The 21,626-nt window shown below is 42.1% G+C and carries 18 protein-coding genes and 4 pseudogenes; 16 read left to right on the top strand and 6 right to left on the bottom strand.

Going from position 1 to position 21,626, the window contains the following annotated elements; all coding sequences use genetic code 11:
- Positions 1-60: 60 nt before the first annotated feature.
- Together Q0785_RS11465 and Q0785_RS11460 are read right to left on the bottom strand one after the other, a co-directional pair.
- Positions 61-2,168: pseudogene (locus Q0785_RS11465) on the bottom strand (heavy metal translocating P-type ATPase).
- Positions 2,165-2,554: a metalloregulator ArsR/SmtB family transcription factor gene (locus tag Q0785_RS11460; RefSeq protein ID WP_298829853.1), complete on the bottom strand. Its 390-nt coding sequence runs from the start codon at positions 2,552-2,554 to the stop codon at positions 2,165-2,167. Before Q0785_RS11460 ends, Q0785_RS11465 begins: the two are co-directional and overlap by 4 nt.
- A gap of 194 nt (positions 2,555-2,748) precedes the next feature.
- Here Q0785_RS11460 and Q0785_RS11455 point away from each other — a divergent pair, with 194 nt between their 5' ends.
- The 11 genes and pseudogenes from Q0785_RS11455 to Q0785_RS11405 all read left to right on the top strand — a co-directional run bounded on the left by Q0785_RS11455 (position 2,749) and on the right by Q0785_RS11405 (position 12,078).
- Positions 2,749-3,312, top strand: coding sequence for a copper resistance CopC family protein (locus tag Q0785_RS11455; protein WP_298829852.1), 564 nt, complete (start codon positions 2,749-2,751; stop codon positions 3,310-3,312).
- Positions 3,313-4,407 (top strand): CopD family protein, encoded by a 1,095-nt coding sequence (locus tag Q0785_RS11450; RefSeq protein WP_298829851.1) that lies wholly within the window; start codon positions 3,313-3,315, stop codon positions 4,405-4,407.
- A gap of 28 nt (positions 4,408-4,435) precedes the next feature.
- Positions 4,436-5,122 carry a DsbA family protein gene (locus Q0785_RS11445; protein ID WP_298829850.1) on the top strand — a complete coding sequence of 229 codons (687 nt, stop codon included), beginning with the start codon at positions 4,436-4,438 and terminating at the stop codon, positions 5,120-5,122.
- Complete coding sequence (locus tag Q0785_RS11440) at positions 5,122-5,562, top strand: disulfide oxidoreductase (RefSeq protein WP_142830156.1); 441 nt, start codon at positions 5,122-5,124, stop codon at positions 5,560-5,562. Before Q0785_RS11445 ends, Q0785_RS11440 begins: the two co-directional genes overlap by 1 nt.
- A gap of 104 nt (positions 5,563-5,666) precedes the next feature.
- The gene (locus Q0785_RS11435) at positions 5,667-6,374 is read left to right on the top strand and encodes a cytochrome c biogenesis protein CcdA (protein WP_298829846.1); all 708 of its coding nucleotides are present in this window, start codon (positions 5,667-5,669) and stop codon (positions 6,372-6,374) included.
- A gap of 28 nt (positions 6,375-6,402) precedes the next feature.
- On the top strand, positions 6,403-6,939 hold the full coding sequence (gene resA / locus Q0785_RS11430) for a thiol-disulfide oxidoreductase ResA (protein WP_298829844.1): 537 nt from the start codon (positions 6,403-6,405) through the stop codon (positions 6,937-6,939).
- Between the two features lie 13 nt (positions 6,940-6,952).
- On the top strand, positions 6,953-8,611 hold the full coding sequence (locus Q0785_RS11425) for a cytochrome c biogenesis protein ResB (RefSeq protein WP_298829842.1): 1,659 nt from the start codon (positions 6,953-6,955) through the stop codon (positions 8,609-8,611).
- Positions 8,608-9,792, top strand: coding sequence for a c-type cytochrome biogenesis protein CcsB (gene ccsB / locus Q0785_RS11420; protein WP_298829841.1), 1,185 nt, complete (start codon positions 8,608-8,610; stop codon positions 9,790-9,792). Before Q0785_RS11425 ends, ccsB begins: the two co-directional genes overlap by 4 nt.
- Before the next feature lie 210 nt (positions 9,793-10,002).
- The gene (locus tag Q0785_RS11415; RefSeq protein WP_298829839.1) at positions 10,003-10,896 is read left to right on the top strand and encodes a hypothetical protein; all 894 of its coding nucleotides are present in this window, start codon (positions 10,003-10,005) and stop codon (positions 10,894-10,896) included.
- Positions 10,897-11,033: 137 nt separating this feature from the next.
- A pseudogene (locus tag Q0785_RS11410) lies at positions 11,034-11,315 on the top strand (redoxin domain-containing protein); the annotation flags it as partial.
- Positions 11,316-11,553: 238 nt separating this feature from the next.
- A complete protein-coding gene (locus Q0785_RS11405; protein WP_262499819.1) occupies positions 11,554-12,078 on the top strand; it encodes a lytic transglycosylase domain-containing protein in 525 nt (174 codons plus the stop codon).
- 103 nt (positions 12,079-12,181) lie between these two features.
- Here the strand turns inward: Q0785_RS11405 and Q0785_RS11400 are convergent, their stop codons facing one another.
- Positions 12,182-14,068: an LTA synthase family protein gene (locus Q0785_RS11400; RefSeq protein WP_149456931.1), complete on the bottom strand. Its 1,887-nt coding sequence runs from the start codon at positions 14,066-14,068 to the stop codon at positions 12,182-12,184.
- A gap of 612 nt (positions 14,069-14,680) precedes the next feature.
- Here Q0785_RS11400 and Q0785_RS11395 point away from each other — a divergent pair.
- From Q0785_RS11395 to Q0785_RS11385, 3 genes and pseudogenes are all read left to right on the top strand, one after another.
- A complete protein-coding gene (locus tag Q0785_RS11395) occupies positions 14,681-15,028 on the top strand; it encodes a hypothetical protein (protein WP_262499809.1) in 348 nt (115 codons plus the stop codon).
- 72 nt (positions 15,029-15,100) lie between these two features.
- Entirely contained in the window at positions 15,101-15,232 is a 132-nt protein-coding gene (locus Q0785_RS11390; protein ID WP_262499810.1) for a hypothetical protein, read from the top strand.
- A gap of 183 nt (positions 15,233-15,415) precedes the next feature.
- A pseudogene (locus Q0785_RS11385) lies at positions 15,416-15,892 on the top strand (transposase); the annotation flags it as partial.
- 281 nt (positions 15,893-16,173) lie between these two features.
- Here Q0785_RS11385 and ctaG read toward each other — a convergent pair.
- Positions 16,174-17,097, bottom strand: a complete 924-nt coding sequence (gene ctaG, locus Q0785_RS11380) for a cytochrome c oxidase assembly factor CtaG (protein WP_149456932.1) — start codon at positions 17,095-17,097, stop codon at positions 16,174-16,176.
- 155 nt (positions 17,098-17,252) lie between these two features.
- Between ctaG and Q0785_RS11375 the strand changes: the two are divergent.
- Together Q0785_RS11375 and Q0785_RS11370 are read left to right on the top strand one after the other, a co-directional pair.
- Positions 17,253-17,924: pseudogene (locus tag Q0785_RS11375) on the top strand (response regulator transcription factor).
- Positions 17,925-18,403: 479 nt separating this feature from the next.
- Complete coding sequence (locus tag Q0785_RS11370) at positions 18,404-19,141, top strand: hypothetical protein (protein ID WP_298829821.1); 738 nt, start codon at positions 18,404-18,406, stop codon at positions 19,139-19,141.
- A 287-nt stretch (positions 19,142-19,428) separates the two neighbouring features.
- Here the strand turns inward: Q0785_RS11370 and xerS are convergent, their stop codons facing one another.
- Positions 19,429-20,541: a tyrosine recombinase XerS gene (gene xerS / locus Q0785_RS11365; RefSeq protein WP_298829819.1), complete on the bottom strand. Its 1,113-nt coding sequence runs from the start codon at positions 20,539-20,541 to the stop codon at positions 19,429-19,431.
- A gap of 116 nt (positions 20,542-20,657) precedes the next feature.
- Complete coding sequence (locus Q0785_RS11360) at positions 20,658-21,401, bottom strand: Fic family protein (RefSeq protein ID WP_298829817.1); 744 nt, start codon at positions 21,399-21,401, stop codon at positions 20,658-20,660.
- Positions 21,402-21,626: the final 225 nt, after the last annotated feature.

Below are 21,626 nucleotides of genomic sequence, written 5' to 3'. Positions count from 1 at the left end.
CCGACATCTCTTGGGATGTCGGCTGTTTTTCTATATCTGCTTCTTTTTCAAACTAGTTGTTTAATATTTATTTTTCATCAGTCGAAGTGAGTTAAGCACGACAATTAGTGTGGCACCCATATCTGCGAAGATAGCCATCCAGAGTGTTAGCCACCCTGGAATAATCATAAGCAATGCCACTAGCTTCAATCCCAGTGCAAAAGCCACATTCTGATAAATGATGGTCAAGGTTTTGCGGCTAAGTCCGATAGTGTAGGGCAACTTGTCCAAATCATCTGCCATGAGGGCAATGTCAGCTGTTTCCAAGGCAGTGTCTGTTCCGGCACCACCCATTGCAATTCCCACCGTGGAACTTGCCAGCGCAGGAGCATCATTGACACCATCCCCAACCATGGCTACTTTGCCAAATTGCGCTCGAAGCGATTTGATGGTACTCAGTTTATCCTCTGGCATCAATTCGGACTTAACCTCTGACATATTCAGCTGGTTTCCGATGCCGTCTGCGGCTAACTGGTTATCCCCGGTTAACATAATGGTTTTCTCGATGCCCAAATCATAAAGTTTTTGGATAATTGTCGAACTGCTTGATCTGACTTGATCGGCTACAGCAATATAACCTTTGATTTCGTTGTCTGAACCTAGCAGCATTACTGTTTTGCCAGCAGCTTGAAGAGCTGTAATCTCTTTTTTAATGTCTCCTGACGTTTCCAATAGATCCGTGAATAAGTTCGGGCTGCCAATATAGAAGGTTTGTCCGTCAATATCGGCTTTTGCGCCTTTTCCGGTAATCGATTGAAAGTCAGTCACTTCGATTAAGTCGATCGCAGACTTATCTGCGTTGCGCAAGATTGCCGAAGCTAACGGGTGTTGAGATAATTTTTCGATAGATGCAGCTGTCTGCACAACTTCTTTTGAACTCATCGTGGATAAGGAAGCAATGTTTGTTACTTCCGGTGTCCCATGGGTTAAGGTTCCCGTTTTATCGAATGCAATGACTTTCAGGCGACCAGTTTCTTCTAAATGAATTCCGCCTTTAATCAAGACACCATTTCTTGCGGCGTTTCCGATGGCTGTGACAATTGCGACTGGTGTAGAAATCACCAGAGCACAAGGGCAACCGACAACCAAAACGGCAAGGGCGCGGTAAATCCATTCATTCCACTCGCCACCGAAAAACAGCGGAGGGAGTACCGCAACCAACAAAGAAATCAGCAAGATGGCTGGTGTATAGTATTTGGCGAACTTATCAACGAATTGCTGGGAAGGGGCACGTTCTGCTTGAGCTTCTTCCACCAAATGAATAATTTTTGCAATGGTGGTGTCTTCAGCTCTTTTCGTCACTCGCACTTCCAAAGAGCCTTCTTCATTAAGGGTTCCGGCAAATACTTCATCGCCTACTGATTTATGTGTGGGAACAGATTCGCCGGTAATCGCTGCCTGATTTATGGATGAGTCGCCTTTTATGACTTCTCCATCCATAGCCAGTTTCTGCCCCGGTTTGATGATCATAATGTCATCGATTTGAATATCATCCACATCGATTTCAAATTCTTTTGTTCCGCGTCTGATGGTTGCTGTATTCGGGGCAATGTCCATTAAGGAGCGAATTGAATTTCTTGCTTTATCCATCGAGTAGGTTTCCAATGCCTCACTAATCGCAAAGAGAAAGACGACAACCGCACCTTCTCCCCATTCCCCGATAAGAGCAGCCCCAATAACTGCGATAGTCATGAGTGTGGTCATACGAATTGCAGTTTGGTCAAATTGCCAAAACCTTCTTTAAATAAACTAAATCCGCCAACGAGAATAGCCGTTGCGAAAAGTAAAGTCGAGACCACATGCTCTTCTCCTACTAAAACGGTGGACGTATACCCCAGAATCACGAAAAATAAGGAAAGCAAGGTCGTCTGGTTTTCCCGTTTCTTCCAAAAAGGTTCTTTTGGTTCTATAATGCGTTGTTTGGCCGGATACACTTTAATGCCGTCGAATGAGCCTGCTTTTTCTAGCTCTTCAATGGATGCTTCGCCGGCAATGGTGATTTTTGAAGCGCCAAAATTCAACTGAACATCTTGGACAGAAGGAATGTCCCGAATGTTTTTCTCGAATTTTGCCGCACAGTTGGTGCAGGACAGATTGCGCAGTTGATAAACATTCGTTTCTTTGCTCATTTGTATCGATCCTCCTCGGCATGCTCAAATGCAATGCGTACCAATTGCTTTACGTGATCGTCTGTCAGTGAATAAAAGACCAATTTTCCTCTTTTCTCATGCTTTGCTAAGCCCATATTTCGTAAATAACGAAGATGGTGAGAGGCTGTGGCCGTGGTGGTCTCAAGAATGTTGGCGACATCACATACACACAGTTCTTTTTCCAGCGTTAACGCATAGGTAATCTTTAAGCGCGTTGCATCTGAAAGTGCTTTGAAAATCAACTCCACTCCACTGATTCCCACGAGCTTTGGCTGAATTCGCTCAATTACTTCTTCGTCATAGCAGAAAGTTTGGCAAGTTTCTTGTTTTGTTCCAGGTTTAATTTTGATTTTTAGTTCTTCCATGCTCTCACCTCATTCAAATGGTTGTTTGATTATGTTCAGTGTAGAAAAAATTCGGAACTTTGTCAATCTTATATTCAAACGATTGTTTAAATGTTGTGGTTCGCCTGTTAAAATGAATGGGGAATAAAAAGAAAAAGTGTTGGAAAAGCATCAGTTTTACAAGAAAAAAGTTACGAGTAAAGAGGTGAAGTCTAGTGAAAAAAGTGGTCTTATTCCTATTATTTTTCTTATTTCTATCATCACCAGTCGTCTTTGCGCACACCGCATTGGAAAGTGCTAACCCTGCAGAGGGAGATGTAGTCACCGAGGAATTGCAAGAAATGGTATTGGAATTCAATACCGACTTGGAACAAGGTAGTTCTTTTACGGTGGAAGATGAAAGAGGACAGGAAGTTCCAATAGGTGTTGAAATTGGTGGACAGTCCATGACAGGGACGTTAGGGGCGGCAATAGCAAACGGCACCTATACGGTCAACTGGGAGATTATCGGGGCTGATGGCCATCCCATTGAAGGAACTTATGCCTTTACCCTGGAAGTCAGTGAGGATTCGGTTCCTTCAGAGGGAGCAGAAGAAGCAGCACCCTCCACTGAGGACGAATCAGCAGATCAAAGTGGAACGGAAGATTCCCAAAATGAAAATCTAGCGGCTCCACAGGAAACGACTAATGCACCTTATGTAATGGTGATCGTCTTGATGGTACTTGGAGTGATAGCTGTCGGCACGTTGATGTGGGTATCGAACAGAAGGGGCAGTTAAATGATTTGGATTTATGTAACAGAGACTCTGTTGTACCTGTGTTTTTCCCTGCTGATTGGTTCATTGGTGATTCAACTGGTTCCATCTCATCTAAAGCCCCACTTGAAAATCAGCAAACGTGTGTTGCAAGTGGCCATTCTGGGAATCGCCTTCTTGTCTGCGGCACCGGTCATTCGGTTAATTCTGTTTCTCTATGAAGATATCGGTCTTTTATTAACAACTCAAAATGTCATAGGAGAATTCGAAGTTGGGCAAGCCTGGACCGTGACTGTTTTTATTTCGGTATTTTTCTACCTTTTTGTGTCGCTTGTTCCAGTCTTTAAAAGAAAAGTATTTATAGGCATTGCGCTTGTTTTTTCCTTTATTCTGCTTTTGGCGGTGGGGTGGGCAAGCCATGCGGCTTCCCTGACCGACTGGAGTGGCTTTGTTGTTCATACGCTGCATTTTTCAGCTGTCACGGTTTGGGTAGGCTTGTTGTTAGTGGTGAGTTGGTTTTCGACCACTGCTCAAAACTGGCTATCCTTTTTAAAATGGTATACACCGGTAGCCCTCAGTTGTTTGGTGATTGTCATCGGTTCAGGAATTTTTATCATGACATTGGCGGTGGATGTAACGGAGTATCAAGATGCTTGGATGATGCCCTACGGTCAAGCCATCTTGTTGAAGCATTTACTGGTACTACCTGTTTTGTTGTTCGCTTGGATTAATGGAGTCTGGATGAGAAGAAAACTCCAACGTGGAGAAGACATAAATCCGGTTCCCTGGTCAAAGGCAGAAAGCGTCGTCTTGCTGTTGGTTTTCGCAGCAACTGCCGTATTGGGGCAGCAAGAGCCTCCTCATTCCATTGAAGCCTACTTGAAGGGGAGTGGTGCCTCCGATCTTTTCCGTTACTTTTATTCAGGACAGATTGATCCGGCGATGCACCTGCAAGTCGATTTCACTCTTCTGGGCTCGTTGTTCTTTGGGGTAGCCGTCGTTTTTATTTTTCTTGTTCTCTACTGCTTCAAGCAGAAGGCCCCGTCATTCGTTTCCTTATTAATGAGCCTTTTCAGTGTTTTGGCATTGTATGTAGGATTAATGATGAGTATTTATTAAATAAACCCATACAGAAAAGAGGAAGATTATGAAGAACAATCAGAAAAAAGCTAAGCCATCCGGTTTAAAGTTTGCGGTTCTCTTAACATCTTTAGCAGTTGTGATTTTGGCCGCGATTGTGGTTTTAACGAATCAACAGGAAGCGCCGGCAGTGGAAACGGCGCAAATCGATCTCAGCGGACAGCCGATTTTAGGTGAAGAAGAAGCTCCAGTTACAGTCGTCGAATTTGGAGACTTCAAATGTCCTTCTTGTAAAGCGTGGGGAGAAACGGTTTATCCGCAACTCGTTCAGGATTATGTGGACACAGGAGAGGTGAAGTTTTCCTATATCAACGTTCTTTTCCATGGAGAGGAATCGACGTTGGCTTCTCTAGCGGCAGAATCCGTGTATCAGCAAAGCCCGGATGTATATTGGGATTTCCACAAAGCCCTATTTGACGCACAACCAGAAGTAAATCATGACGGAGCTTGGATCACTCCTGAAAAAGTTCTGGAAGTGGCAGCAGCTTATCCATCAATCGATCAAACGAAATTGAAAGAAGATATGGAACAGCAAGCCACAATGGACGCTGTGGAAATTGACACGGCGTTAGTGGAAGAAGCTGGAGTTGCCCAAACACCGACGATTGTTATCAATGGGCAGACATTGGAAGATCCGTTTGACTATGAAGCGATTAAAGAGCTGATTGAGCAAGAATTGACGGGTGAGGAGTAATGGAGAAAGAAAGAACACAATCCAGTCAAAATGCGATTTTGTTATACGGTGCCTGGTTTGTGGCATTGATTGCGACACTTGGCAGTCTGTATTTCAGTGAAATCAAAGGATTCATTCCTTGTGAACTTTGTTGGTATCAGCGGATCGCGATGTATCCACTGGTCTTGATTTTAGGAATCGCCACATTCCGGAACGATGCAAAGGTATTTATATACGTATTGCCTTTATCGCTTTTGGGAGGAAGCATTTCGATTCTCCATTACCTGGAACAGAAAGTACCTGGCTTCGGGGGGATTAAACCCTGTGTCAGTGGCGTTCCTTGCAGTTCTGAGTACATCAACTGGTTTGGGTTTGCGACAATTCCCTTTCTTGCGCTTATTGCCTTCATCTTGATTTCAGTTGCGATGGTGGTCTTAGCGGTTAGAAACAAGAAGAATTGACCTTCGATTTTTCATCGTTACCTATCGATTCCGTAAGAAGCCCGTCTAAATCATAAATAGGCATGAGTGGTTCATGCTGTAAATTTTTATAAGGAGATGACCATGTGGCAGAAGTCAGTTTACTTCTAGCGTTTGGTGCAGGACTGTTATCATTTATTTCTCCCTGTTCCCTTCCGCTGTATCCAGCTTTTCTCTCGTACATTACCGGTGTTTCAGTGAATGACTTGAAAACCGAAAAAGGCGTGATGAGGCGCAATGCGTTGATTCACACCATTCTCTTTTTAATCGGCTTTTCCATCATCTTTTTAGCATTAGGATTATCCACTTCATTTATCGGATCGTTCTTCTTGGAAAACCAAGCTCTTTTACGGCAATTAGGTGCGATTTTGATGGTGTTTTTCGGTTTGGTACTTACAGGTATTTTGAAGTTTGATTTTTTGCTGTCAGATAAAAAAGTCCATTTTCAAAAAAGGCCCTCTGGATATGCCGGTTCTGTTTTGATTGGCATTGGATTTGCGGCAGGGTGGACGCCTTGTACGGGACCGATTTTGGCAGGGGTCATTGCACTTGGCGTAGCCGATCCGGATAGAGGACTCCTCTATATGCTGTTTTATGTGTTAGGCTTTGCGATCCCCTTCCTTGTGATGTCCCTGTTCATTGAGAAAATGAGCTTTCTAAAGAAAAAGAGTGCGCTTTTCATGTCAATTGGCGGCGCATTGATGATTCTGATGGGTGTTTTATTGTATTTTGATATGATGACAGAAATTATCGCGTTCCTTTCCCAATTCACAGGAGGATTTACAGGATTCTAACTGAGTAGATAGAAATGAGGGTTTTCATATGACGGTTAAAAAGAAAAAGCGGTCTTATGTACGGGCGGCTATCTTACTGGTGATGGCAGGAGCCATCGTTTTTACGATTTACAACAGCTTTGCAGGGGGAAAAAGTGAACTACTGCAAGTGGGAGATGAAGCTCCGGACTTTGCCTTAGTGGATCTTGAAGGTAAAAAACATCAATTATCGGATTACCAAGGCCAAGGCGTGTTTGTCAACTTCTGGGGCACCTGGTGCAAACCGTGTGAGAAAGAATTTCCGCTGATGGAAAACCAATATCAAGTGTACAAGGATCAAGGCGTTCAAATCCTGGCCGTTAATATTGCCCAATCCGATTATGAAGTGAGACAATTTGCGGAGCAACGGGATCTGACGTTTCCGATTGTGATTGATAAAACCAAGAGTGTGATGGAAGCTTACAACATTCGTCCCTTGCCGACTACACTGCTGGTCAATCCTGAAGGGAAGATCACGAAAATCATTACCGGGGAGATGTCTGAAGAGGACATTGCCAGCTACATGGAAGAAATCAAACCCGAATAAGGAGATTTTTTAGATGGAAAACGTACAATGCCAATGTGGCCATACGAATCCTCCTGGCACGAAGCTTTGTGAGTCGTGCGGGCGCTCTTTGACTGAAAAAGATCAAAACAGCAAGCTAGTGGATATGCGCTATGAAGGAACGGCTAGACGTTCGCAAACCTATAACAAATCGATCATCGATAAAATCTGGAACTTCTTTTCAAGCGTGAAAGTGGGCGTCAGTATTATTGTCATTTTGCTGGTGGCTGCAGCCATTGGGACAATCCTGCCGCAGCAAGCTTTTGTTCCAGCGAGTACCGAAGCAACGATTAAAGCTTATTATGCCGATACGTACGGCAGTGTTGGACGCGTCTATCATGCGCTTGGGTTCCATGACTTGTACAGTTCCTATTGGTTTATCACATTAGTGGGAATGTTGGCCATTTCGTTGGTAATTGCGAGCTTAGACCGGTTCGTTCCGCTTTATAAATCGTTGAAAAACCAGCGGGTTCTGCGCCATCCGAGCTTTATGGACAAGCAGCGCATTTATGGCAGCGGCGCTGGCTCAGAAGATACACTGGAAAAAGCAGAAGCTAAATTAAAGGAATTGAAATACAAGGTGCGCACGGATAAAAGTGGATTGTTGGCTGAAAAAGGCCGTTTTTCCAGATGGGGCCCCTATGTCAATCACATCGGCTTAATCATCTTCCTTTTCGGCGTCATGCTGCGGATGATGCCCGGATTTTATGTCGATGAAACGCTTTGGCTGCGCGAAGGCGAAACCAGAGCGATTCCTGAGGTACCGGGTTACTACCTGGAAAACAAAAATTTCAAGTTGGAAACGTATACGGGTGAAGGGGAAGACGCGAAGTTCGGGGAAGCAATCGACCGGGTGGGAACGGTCGTGAAGAACTATCAAACAGATATCGTTCTTTATCAAGAGCCGGAAGATAGCTTGCCCGGTGCAACCGATAACTTGGAAGTCGTCCAAGAATACCCGATCCGCGTCAACCAGCCGTTGAAATTTGATGGCTATGCCGTGTACCAAATGGATTATAAACTGAATGAATTAAAGGCAATGACATTCGCGTTGACGAACAAAGAAACGGAAGAATCACTGGGGGAATTGACAATCGACTTGATTAACCCGGCTGAACTGTACGAATTGGAGACGGGATCAACAGTGGAGCTGCTTGGTTATTACCCGGATTTTTCTGGTTTTGAAGATGGAGAACCGCAAACTGCGACCCCTTTGCCAAACAATCCCGGTTTCCTGGTGAAACTGACTACCCCGGAAACACCAGAAGGGGAAACAAGCTTTATCACCATCCAGAATACGGTGGAACCACTCGGTGAAAATCAATACAAATTAACCTTTCAGAATGCGGATACGCGTAATGTCTCCGGTTTAACGGTTCGCAAAGACAGCACCTTGCCGATTCTTGGACTTGGCGGTTTGATTTTCATGATAGGTGTCGCGCAAGGGATGTACTTTAACCACCGCCGTTTCTGGATTCAGCAGAAGGCGGATGGCACGATCCTATTAGCTGGCCATACCAACAAAAACTGGTTCGGCTTGAAGAAAGATCTGGATCGAGTGGTTGAATCTGCAAAATTGCCTGCTTACACAGATCAGCAGGATGAAATCGATAAAAAAGAGAAAGCGGAAAAGGAAGGTGAGATTTCGTCATGACATTAACCGAGATTAGCTCGAATTTACTGTACGTTGCATTCTTTTCTTACCTGATTGCCACTTTCGTTTTTGGTGGAGCTGTTAAAGGCAATAAGAAAGGAACGTTCAACTCGGAACAGCGCTGGGGAAAAGTAGCGATTACGATCACCGTGATTGGTTTTCTTGCAAACATCGGCTATTTCTTCACCCGATGGATCGTATCGGGACATGCACCTCTCAGCAATATGTTTGAATTTACGACAGCGTTCGGTATGACGCTTGTAGGAGGATTCATCATTCTTTATTCCCTCTATAAAACACCCGTTTTAGGAATGGTTGTATTGCCGGTTGCCTTGTTGATTATTGCGTATGCAAGCATGTTCCCGAGTGAAGTCAGCCCGCTTATCCCGGCGCTTCAAACAAACTGGTTGGCGATTCACGTCAGCACAGTTGTCATTGCGGAAGGAATCTTGGCCATGAGTGCGGCAGCGGGATTGATTTACTTGCTCAAAGTGGTTGATTTGTCGAAAAAGTCAAAGCAGCGATTTTGGCTGGAAGGGATTCTGTATTTTTTGGTGTTAGTCGTAGGTTTTGTTATTTCAAGTTCTTACTTCACCCTAACAGATTATGAAAACACCTTTCAGTATGTCAACAAAGATGATCAAGAAGCCACAATCATTTACAACATGCCCCCTATTTTCGGTATGAATGAATCGGTTTCATTGACAGAGGATGCCATGACACCACTCGTCGAAACCCCAGCGTTAGTAGATGCTAGTAAACTGACGACTGTCACGTGGTCTTTGTTAGTTGGAACTGTTCTATATGTCCTAATTAGATTGATTACCCGCCGGAGAATATCGCAACTTATTCAACCACTAATGAAAAATGTCAATCTTCAACTGATGGATGAAATTAATTACCGTGCAGTGATTATCGGCTTTCCATTATTTACTCTAGGCGCGCTAGTCTTTGCCATGATTTGGGCCCAAATCACCTGGTCCCGTTTCTGGGGCTGGGATCCGAAAGAAGTCTGGGCGTTGGTTACTTGGTTATTTTATGCGGCCTATCTGCATTTACGTCTCGGCAAAGGCTGGCAAGGTGAAAAATCAGCCTGGTTGGGTGTAATCGGTTTTGCGATTATCATGTTCAATTTAATAGTTGTCAACTTGATCATTGCGGGACTGCATTCATACGCGTAAAAAAAGGCGCCTCTAGGGCGCTTTTTTTACTGTTAGCTTTAATTTATGAACGACTCTGGACGCGACTCAACCAAGTTTCATTGGCTTACGGACAGCTTATCAAAACATCTTCATTTTCCGTTCATTCGCTGCTTCATTATGCGATTTTTTCTTTTGCTTCAGAAACTCTAACCAAAACTAGCTACAATACAGAAAACTGAGGTGGAAAATATGTTCAGGAAATTAGTGATTTTATTATTCGTCGTATTTTTCATGGTGCTGATTATTTTTACAGCTATCATGTTTTTGAAAAATGAAGTCGAGGTCTATTCGGATAAAGAAGTGACGTTGGCGATTGAAAAGCCTATGTTCATCAACTTAAGTGAATCGGCAGCCACTGAAAAAGGCAGCGATATGACAGTTGTCTATGACATGTCTTTGCTTGGCTTGAATGTTGGAACTTACACACTTGTCGAACGGACACTTGAAAACGGGACATCGCTCATTTTCGAAGAAATTGAAAATACCGGATGGATTCCATATGCGCTATCCTTGAACGTCAAAAATCTAGCTGAGGCCGACTTCAAGTCCTGGAACCCGGAAGCTGCGGCGAGTCTGGACGAGGAAATTTACGGTCCAGACCCGACAACCAATCCTTATGGAGTCTTCACTAGAGGAAATACAGAAATTTTGCAGGGGAATGTCTTTGTTTCACGTAACCTGCAGCTGAGCAATGGAGACGGGGTACAGGAACTTCGCCACGAAATCCCTGAATTTACTTTAGAGGAAGGTGTTCTAGCTAAAAATTACTGGCTGCCGCCAAGACATCAGAACCAAACCTGGTTGATGATTGCGCAAGAACCATTGTTCGAAACGGAAGAAGCAGAAGATGAGTGGATCACTTTTTCGCTTGAAAACCGCCAAGCCCAGTTAAACTGGCTGACGCCTGAAGGGCCATTGGTCAAACTGCAGTTGACCGATGATCCTCGTACACAACTGGCTTATGGCTATACAACCGACCAGACAGCAAACGTAAGTTTCATCGAATGGAATGAAAACTTCCCTTCGCTGTTCTTTGAATCCATGATGTTGAATTCAGAAAACGATTATGTATTGATGAATTGAACAGCCAATGCCAGCAATCAATTCCTGTTCGCTATGAAGTCTATCGAATTCCTGTAACTCCTTAGAGCCGCAAGGGCTCGGAATTATGAAATTGGTTCATTTAATATATATGTGACAGCAGGTGAGAAAACTAAACTGCTATGGACAAACAGTATCAAGTATACAAGGACCAAGGTGTGCAGATACTGGCTGTCAACATTGCCCAATCGGATTATGAAGTGAGGCAATATGCCGAACAGCGTAATCTGACGTTTCCCATTGTCATCGATAAGGATAAAAGCGTGATGGAAGTTTACAACATTCGCCCCCTTCCTATCACGATCTTGGCCAATCCAGAGGGGAAAATCGTAAAAATCATTACAGGTGAAATGTCCGAGCAGGATATTGCAAGCTACATGGAGCAGATAAAACCGGGCTGATCCAAGGGGAATTCCTAAAAACATTATGGGGTTCGGGCTTTTGAAGAATTGATGCAAAGGGAAAAACGGGAAAAAATATTTTTCTTGAGGATGGAATAGGTTAACAGAAATAGTGATGTCAGGTGTGAAAAATATGAAAACGAAAATCAGGAAAAGAAAGCGAAACGGTGCAAATAGGCAATTCGTTGCTTTTTGGTCGGTTATTGCTATCTTATCTATATTGGTAATCTTTGCATTGATGCTAGTTTCCGGAAAAGCGGACGATAGTCCTCTGAAGAAGTTTGCTCAACATATGTTTGAACCGGAAGTGCCAGAGGACTATATTCCTTTATATCAAGAAGCTGCGAACGCTTACGATATCCCATGGACCTTATTGGCTGCACATCATCGCGTTGAAACAAAATTCTCTACGATGGATCCTCTTCTGTCACCAGCAGGTGCGGAAGGCCATTTGCAATTTATGCCGTGCACATTTGTTGGCTGGAGCCACCCGACCTGTACGGGTCTTGGCAAAGGCGATATTGACGATAGTGAAAAAACGGACCCCATTGCGATTCAAAAGTATGGAGGATACGGTGTGGATGGCAATAAAGACGGTGTGGCGGACCCATATAATTTAAAAGATGCCTTATACAGCGCAGCAAACTATTTATCCCAAAGCGGTGCTTCACAAGGGAATCTCGAGCAGGCAATTTCCACTTACAACCATAGCGAAGAGTATGTGGAGGACGTACTATTCTATTACAACAAATACGAAGAATAGTATCAAAAAGAATAAACGGCTTTACGATTATGTTAAATATAGGCCAATACAAAAAGGACAAATGGGCTGCAACCAGCCGTTTGTCCTTTTTGTATTGCTAATATTAATCGGCAAGCAGTAGTTCACCGGTTTTTTTATCGTAGAACCGCAGCAAATCCCCGGTAATAATCGATTCCGAGTACTGCAGTTCAGTAAGAGCCTGTTCGATGTAAGGCGCACATAGCTGTTTATCAACTTCTTCGCCAGTGCCATTCTCATAACAAATATTTTCTGCAAAGACATATTGATCGGTTACAAAGCGTCCATCGCGAAAGATAACAAACTCCTCTCGCTCTTCTGAAAACAAATCATTGCCGAATTGCAAATCTGTCGAAGTATCGATGCCCATCAAGTTAAGGATTGTCGGACGCATATCGATTTGACCGCCAATTTCTTCATTGACACCGCCTTTTCCTGAACCGGGAATGTGGACGAAAAATGGTACCCGTTGCAGCTTGGCAGATTCATAAGGTGTAATTTCCTTGCCCAAATATTGGGCCATGGCTTCGTTATGATTTTCTGAAATCCCATAATGGTCACCATACATTACAATGATGGAATTTTCATAAAGTCCTTTTTCTTTCAACTCTTCGAACAAGGACTTAACAGCCTCATCCAAGTAACGGACTGTTTGGAAATAGCGGTTCAACGTCCCTGAATTCGAGTCAAACTCATCAATCATCTTATCTTGTTCGTCCAGCGTAAATGGGTAATGGTTAGTCAAGGTAATTAAACGGCTGTAGAAAGGCTCCTGCATTTCAGTCATATTCGCAACAGACTGTTCAAAGAAAGGAATATCCTTCAAGCCCCAGTTGACGGCTTGGCCTTCTTCTACCGTAAAGCTGTCCAAATCTAAAAATTCGTCGATGCTCAGTGAGTCATACATCATGTCACGATTCCAGAAACTTTTCGTATTCGCGTGTTGCACACTCGTGGAATAACCTTTGTTTCCAAGCTTTTCAGCCATGGAATTAAACGTATTTCCACTATGAGTGAAGAATACGGCACCACCGCTTCGAGGATACAAGGACGTTTCCAGCAGAAATTCGGAATCTGAGGTTTTCCCAAGCCCAGTTTGATGATAGAAGTTTGGGAAATAAATAGTGTCTTCATCTTCGGTCAATTCATTCAAGAAAGGTGTGATGGTTTGTCCGTTCATTTCATTATTAATCGGAAACGACTGCATGGATTCCAAGGCTACTATAATCAGGTTTTTTCCTTCAGCTATTCCAGACATTTCAGCCGACGGATCTATTTGATTGCTGCGTATATAATTATTCACCTCTACCAGATCTGAACTCTCAGCAAATGTTCGCTGTACCTGGGAACGGGACTGGATAAAAAGATCGTAAAGATGATAATTATACATACCTAAATTCTTTACCAGCATTTCCCGGTCAAAACTGCGTGTCAGAAGTTGGGGCCTTTCCGTTTCAGCCAGACCCAAGTTCAAGAACAGGACAGCGGCAGATAAGATGAAATAGACCTTGCGCTGAACCATAGGGGATTCTGACGCATGGGTTTTTACTCGAATAAATTTGATGGCCAGCCACAATACAATGACATCGGTGAAATATAATACATCCGTCATATAAATGCTGGCTACTGTGCTTGCACCAAGATCCCCGAAGTTGTCTGTCTGAAAGAGCACAGGCAATGTGATAAAGTCAGTAAAAAATCGATAGAACACGACATTTGCATACAAAACAACGGAAGTAAAAAGAGTTGCAATGAATAAATAACGGTTTTGATTTTTCACGCTTTTAAAAAATAGGGAAAGTCCATAAAAAAATAACAATAAACTTAAAGGACTCAAAAAAAGGATGAGTTCCTGAAGAGGATTATCGATTGTAATTGAAAAACTGGTTTTATAGACTGTATAAGTTTTGAGCCAAGTTGCAATGAGGGCAATTGCCAAGATTGAGTACTTCGGCCATTCTTTTTTCAGCATGTAAATTCTCCTTTGTAATTCTGCCTGGAAAGAGTTTCTCGCTTTCCAGGTAATGATGAAAGTCTTGAGACTTCTGGCAGGCATTTTGCGCCAGACTAGTAACTCGAGATAACACCCGTATTTAATAAATTGTATTTAGCGTAACATAAATACAACGAAAAATCGTTTCCAGCAGGTTCTTAGCCAGATGGGTTTTTATTGTTAATATACTTTTATAAATGACTAAGCAATAAAGGGGTGAGCCTGTTTCAAAACTGACGGTCATAACATCCAAATGGAATATGCCTCTCATATACGATATAAAGAAAAAGTATTCGAATCGCCTGTTGAAACAAGAGAACCGTTGATACCTCTGCATAATTTCATTGACACAGGTGATCTTCTACATTTTATAACTTGGTGTTATTTCAAATGTTTCGAAAAAGCGAAGTATTAACTTGCATTCTGCTTTGGTAAAAAAATTTGGAATTAAAACCAATTTATCTATTGAGTAAGATACGGTTCATTCTTCTTAAGAATTCTTCAAACCTATATAGAAAATTTGAGTGATAATGTTATATCCGGTTTTTAACGGGTAGGAAGCGGTATGGAGTAAAATATAAAGAGGGAGGAGTGGAAATAATAAACTCATTTATTAAAAAGGCTTTCCTTATTTATATCTTGTTTCTTTTCACAACTCTCAGCGGCAGCCCGATTCTGGAGACCGACTCTTCACCCTCAGAAGGGGAACTGGCTTTCCAGCAAATGAAAGAACAAATTTCCGAAAAAACTGTTCAGCGGGAAACTGCATTTGAAGAAGAAATTTTGAAAAAAGACTTTTCCGTTCATTCGTTCCAGCCTGCAAGAGAAGATACAGAGGAAAAACAACCTGGCGTCATGCCAGCACTCATTGAAATACCGGCAATCGATGCACGTGCAACAGTGATTCCGGTCGGCCAAACTGCAGACGGCAGAATGTAAGCACCGAAAAGCATCTATGAAATTGGGTGGTATGAGCCTGGAATAAGACCAGGCGATAATGGCAATGCCGTTTTGGCTGGTCATGTAGATGGCTTTTCCCAGCCTGGAACTTTTTATGATTTGAAAAAATTAGAACCGGGAGATGATATTTGGCGACAGTTCAGAATCACATTTAAACCTAATCACTTGTACAGGCGTTTTTGATGAAAGTACAGGTGAGTACGAGGAACGGTTGGTCATTTATACAGACTTGGTTGAAAGTTAGAGAGGGCGAACTCCAACAGAGTCTAAAGGCACCTAAAAAACAATATTCATTTGAAGAATACAGTTATTTACCGATGGATTCTGTTATGTGATAACGAATTTAGACATGAGATATTCATTTCAAAAGAGAATCTCCAATACGCGGAGAAGAACCACATCTGTCTTATCTCCAAGCTGAACCCCATTTCAATAAAGACGTTGACATGTACGTTTGTAAAGTAGATCATATGGTCATCCGGAAAGCTCGGCAGGGAAAAAAGAGAGGGGCTTAGTCAAAGGAATTTTGTGAACGCTGTCCGCTAAGAGAAGACTGTTAAAAGGAAGGAGCCAAAAGCAAGACCTATTCGATGACCAGTTAATCCATAGAACATACAAACCAGTTTGTCTTCCAATAAAGTGAGTTCTTCAAGCAGACCGCCAAGGAGCGATATAAAATCGAAGCCAAGAACAGCGAACTGAAGAATCGGCATGGATAATCATGGGGCATCCGGAGCTGGATTCAGCGGCATGGCAGTGCAAGGAGCCATGTTGATTTTTACGGTGAACTTGAAACAAATCCTTCGGTTACTGGGTGAGCGCGGGGAAGCAGCAGAGCAATAATCGAACAAAAAAGGAGGCAGGAGGCAGAAAAGTCTGCCATTCTGCCTCTTTTTGTGTCTCCTATTGATTTCAAAGGAGGGTTTTTCAGTGACCTCGTAGAATACCGGAGTCATCTTATGGTAAGCCTAACTGCAGGGTACTTTTTTATAAACTGCCCTTAAATGGAAATCAGTTCATGATAAGTGTACCATTTCGAAGGTGTTTTATATTGCCCCATTTTTTTGTGTTAATTTAGTAGGCTATAGCGGTAAATTCATTCTCTTTAATCCCTTTTTCTTGCTTCAACCATTATGTCGGTGATAAGCCATCTCTTTTCGGTCCTTTAAAACTTGGGCGGTAATTTCATCGGCATTTTCGTTTTCATTGCGCAGCCATTCATAAAATGCCAGCCATATAAACACGGTAAAAACCAACTCTTGTATAATCTTCATCGTAATGCCACCGGTCCGCTGATCTTCAATTAAGGACATAGAAGAAAACAACTCGGGACCAGACAAATTCAACTGGGATAAAGTACCGATTGGTACGCATAAAGTCATTGCCTGCAGCCATAAATCTGCATCGCTGTATGTTGCATAAAATGGTGAATCACTGAAGATGATCAATGCACACGCCGGTGTCATCAAAACGCTTAAGCCGAAAAGGAAGCCGAGTTTTTTCAGTCCATGGAATTTGTGCATGCCTTCCAATTTGTTGACCAACGGCCACCAATAGAAAATCGCCAGTATGAAAAGTGTCCCGTTCATTAACGAATGGAGCAATATGTCCTGTTTTACAAAATCGAATACCAGGGGCAAATGGTATACCGAAAAGAAAATCCCGAACAATAATAACGCGAGCATCGGTTTTGTGAAGAACAGAAATAGCGGTTTGATAATCGGCAAATCGATAAACCATCTCCACAGCCACGTTGGAATCCCCATAATCAATAGGGGTGGTACCAGAAGCAGTAACAGCGCCATCTGAACCATGTGCATCGTGAACATGATGTGGCCGAGCAGATCAATCGGTGAGCCTTTTATAACATATAACAAAACCATCCCTGAAACGAACAGCAGAGCTTCTTTCTGATGTAAAGGTTCACTGTCTTTAAATTTCCCCCGCCATTTGATTGTGATGAAAAAATAAAAGACCGTGATCAAGATAAGGACTCCTAAGTAAGACGGACTCCATAAAGCCTGAAATCCGAAAATACTGATTGGCATGCCAAACATACCTCCTTTTCCTCAAGTATCCTCATTATAAAGCGGAAACAACGGTATATCAATGAACGAATCATGACGTTTCCAGCGGAGACCTGTTTTTATAAGTAATGCTTTGATTCCTTCTTTTTATTTCTTTCTATAATAATCTTCAAAAAATTGGTCTATTAATCGTTGATTCTCCCCTTTTTTTGTGAAGGCCTAAAGCGAGTTTTGGAAATGGATATGGATTTACGAATTGTAGCTGAAGGAAAGAATGGGATGGAACTTCTTCCGTTATATAAGCAGTATCGGTCTGATGCTGTACTAATCGAGGTAAATCTTCCACGTAAAAACGGAATTGAGGCCATGCAGGAACTTCTTCAGCAATTTCCGTTTTCAAAAGTGCTCATTTTTTCAATCGTTGATGATTTTTCGTGCGTTTCTCAAGCGATCAAGGGAAGAGCCTCGGGTTATCTGCTGAAGGAAATGGATTCTGCTTCAATAGCCAGTGCCATTAAAACGGTTGTCAATGGCGGCTTTTACTTGCACCCAAAGGTCACAAAGGACTTTTTCGCTGAGTTTAATAAGCTGGTCATAAAGGAGAACCTAGGTACTTTACTTCAAACAGAGGTCAGGGGCGTCCGTATCATTTACTCACGGCCCGGGAATCAGCGATTTTGCAGCTGCTGGCAGATGGTCACAGCAATCGATCCTTAGGCGGAGTGTTGGAAATCAGCGAAAAGACGGTTAAGAATTCTGTTTCTGCTATTTTACGAAAGATGGAGCTTCATGATCGAACACAAGCTGTTGTAACAGCTTTAAAGAATGGCTGGGTAGAACTGAAGTAACCTCTTAATTTTTTATCTAAGCTGGCGGGAATCTCTTTTTTACAGTTTATTTGTAAACTTTACATATGAGGGATTATCGGAAGATGGAAATAGAATTGGTTTATCAATTTGATATCGAACCTAGCGTATTCCACATAATATGTCAGAAAAATAAAGCAACCTCAGTACAATAACAGCTAAACAAATGGATTGCTCCTCCCGATATAAATAAGCGAGAAGAGTGAAAAAGATGCAGATCGATTTTTCTCAAGTAGATACGGGTGTCTTTGACCGAATGGCACTATTTATTGCCATATTAAGATGATCAGTGAGCAGCGCTTGGCAAATGAAAACATCCTCATTGGCTTGAAAGAGTATGATGAAACTTACTTCTATAAAGCTGGAGACCATTTAGAAAACGTAACTGATATGTATTTACAAGATTATGAACTAGTGAATTAAGAGTTTTCAGTACAAAATACAGTATAAAGGAGAAACAAATGCTCATTCCTTTGATAAATGCATATAGAATTTATTTTGAGATGAAAGCTGAAAATAAAGCGAAGGAAATACCCGATCCAGTAAAGGTTGTTGAACAACCAAAAAGGTTCATAACTAAGAAAAGTGTTCGTAACGATATTGTTAATTGGTTTATATACGATGAGAAAGAGAAGAGTAAGCTTAACGAATATTTTAACTCAAGCCAAGCCAGTTCGTTAGTTTTTAGTTTAAATAATAGAATTGATTGGGATACCTCAGAAAGATACCATAGCGTTAGTTACCCTGGTAGCCTTGGCAAGTCTCCAGGATATCAACTCTTAGACTTGCATAAATTTGAGGTTGTTTGCTGGTTTGCTGACGAAAATGAAGCTAAAAAAAGAGCTTTTTCATGTAATGCTTTATTAGATGAAAATTTTTTAGAACTGGCTAAACAAAGTGTGAGTGAATTTAAGAATTCAGAAAGAGGAAGAGAAAGATATTGTCTAACAGAAGATAAGAATTATTCGAGCTGGATAAAATATGATAAAAAAGACAGAAAGCTTTACCCTTCTTTTGGCATTTATGATAAAAAAGACAGGAAGTACATGGTTTTTCTTCGAGAATATATACCAGGCTATATGGAATATCAAAGTCAGTCATTAGAAGAAGCTAGCGTTAAAGCTCATTTATTAAACTTAATAGAAGAAGGAAAAATTGATACTAAAAGTCTAAGGGGAAAAAATAAAGAATTGCTATAGAAAGTTATCAGAGAAGGGATAGGAAGAACTTATTCCTCCCTCTTCTGGTTTTGAGGGAAAATAATTTAGATATTAACTTTAACTGTTCGCTAAAATTCTATTTAGCGTAAAATAAGATTGAAATTGTTTTCTTCTATCACCCTGCCTTTACTTTGATTAAGTTGCAAATTTGTTAGCAAAATATTAATTAAAATAACATTCATTATTAAAAATCCTCAAGATAAAAAGGACAAACGTCTTTCTAGAGTCGTTTGTCCTTTTTTCATAGCCACTAATGGTTATCATGTCTACTGCTTTAATCGATTTTCTTCCATCCGTGTTAAGACCTGTTCATTGTCTTTGTTGGACAAATTGGTATAGAGAGAAGTGGTCTCGATATTGCTGTGGCCTAACTGATCGCGCAACAGAACAATACTACCCCCATTGCGGATGAAATCCGCCGCAAAACTGTGTCGAAGCTTGTGCGGGCTCATGCCTTCTCCTTGCGCAAATGCCGCGGTATATTTGCTCACCAGGTTCTCAATGGCACGACGGGAGAGGGGGCGTGTTATCCCTCCGTAAAGCGTGACAAACAGGAATGGAACTTCTTTCGATCCGCTATACCGAGCTTCCCGGATTTCTATGTAGTCTTTTACGTGTTGAATTGCTTGATCCATCACCCGCACAGTATCTTCTTTCGCGCCTTTCCGCTTGATGTCAATCAATTGTTTTTTGAGATTCACTTTCTTGACGAGAATCCGGGCCATTTCTCCAAGACGGATGCCGCTTCCAAGGAAAAGAGAGAGAATCGCTAAATCCCGCTCCTTATCTCGGTTAAAACGCTGACGTGCTAGTCCACTCGTCAAAGTGGTTTCATACTCCTGATCCATGAATTGGAGGAAATCATTGATTTCATGCTCATTCAGGATGACGGAGCTGATTTTTTGCGCGCGGCGGCTGGCTGTCTCTTTTTTCGTGTGCAGCACAATTTTGCTCATGACATTCCGGTAGAAGTACGATTCGCCGTCTTCGTTTTCCGTCTCTTTTGTCAGGTAGTTGAAGAGCGATTTTAATGCATTCACGGAGAGCGTCACGACGGCATTGCCGCGTTTTTTCACGGTGTTGTTTTCATGGGTAATGGATTCTTCCTTTAAAAACTCAATATAGAGTTCCACGTCCTGCTTCTTCAATTCAGCCAACACAGCAAAGGGGATAGAAGGCGTATCCTTAGCCTCTGTAAGTCCTTCACGGAGCAGCCATTGGAAAAAGTGTTGATACCGGTAAAGATACTGCAGCAAGGTGTCGGCCGAAAGACCAGCGCGTTTTTTGGAACGTACATATTCTACGACATAAAAAGGCATGTCCTTCAGCTGTTTTTCAATCCGTTGGAGGACTTGTAATTCTTCAGGTGTCAGCGCCATATCATAATAGCCTCCATTTTCATGTATTTCTATATGTTCGCAAAATGTAATTTAAGCGAACATATAGTGGTGATAAGTGCTTTTTCTAGAAAATTATCAAGTTAATAGACTAACTGCTATAGAATCGCTTTTAAATACGTCGTCAAACTTTCTTCTACGCACTGCTTAATCAACTCGATGAAAGGCTGTGTATCGCCTTGTACGCTCGCTGTTTCCAGCACTTTGTAATAGGTTAAGCGCTGCGTATCTTCCGCTTTGACGATAGCAGGAGGGAAGCCGTGACCCATCAGAATCAAGTTCATCAGCAATCTTGCAGTCCGTCCATTGCCATCTGCAAACGGATGAATATAAACAAATTTGAAATGAAATAATGCGGCCAGTTCCACCGGGTGCATACGATCTTTTTCTTGTTCATACCAAGCGAAAAGCTCCTGCATTTCATTTGCGACCTGCAGAAAATGCGGTGGTTCATGCCGGCTACCGGAAATTCTCACGTTAATCGAGCGATACCTGCCGGCGTTTTCATCGTCGATGTTCTTTAAGATCAAGTGATGAATCGTCTTTAGCGTGCGCTCATCCAATGGCTCAGTTTGAGTGACCTGTTCCTCAATAAAGGTAATGGCTTCTGCGTGGTTGATGACTTCGAAGTGCTCCTGCAGTCGCTTGCCGCCAATCGTTAAGCCATCTTCCATAACTACTTTGGTTTCAATCAGCGATAAAGTATTGCCTTCGATGGCATTCGAATTGTACGTCCATTCCACCCGGTATACATCGCGCAGGTTCTTCACAGCTGCGGCCGGAAGAGGTCTGTATTGATCTAATTGCTTTTTTAATTCGTCGACGCGATTAAATGGGTTCAATTTGTAACACCTGCTTTTCAGAGGATTAAGTGAATAATTGCATGATTTGAGTAAATTTGATGATAACTACCTTGATACTCTTTATTTTATCATATGCCTACTCTATTTGTTCGTTAAATTGATATTTTGCGAACATATGTAAAGTGAAGACAAGGGTTCGCTTTCCTGTTACTCGTACCCTTCTCTTCTTCTATGTGGATCTCGGTATTCATTCCGCAGGTATTC

Source organism: uncultured Planococcus sp. (genome assembly GCF_947501725.1).
In the GTDB taxonomy this organism is placed as follows: domain Bacteria; phylum Bacillota; class Bacilli; order Bacillales_A; family Planococcaceae; genus Planococcus; species Planococcus donghaensis_C.
This window is presented reverse-complemented; position numbering and strand designations above follow the sequence as displayed.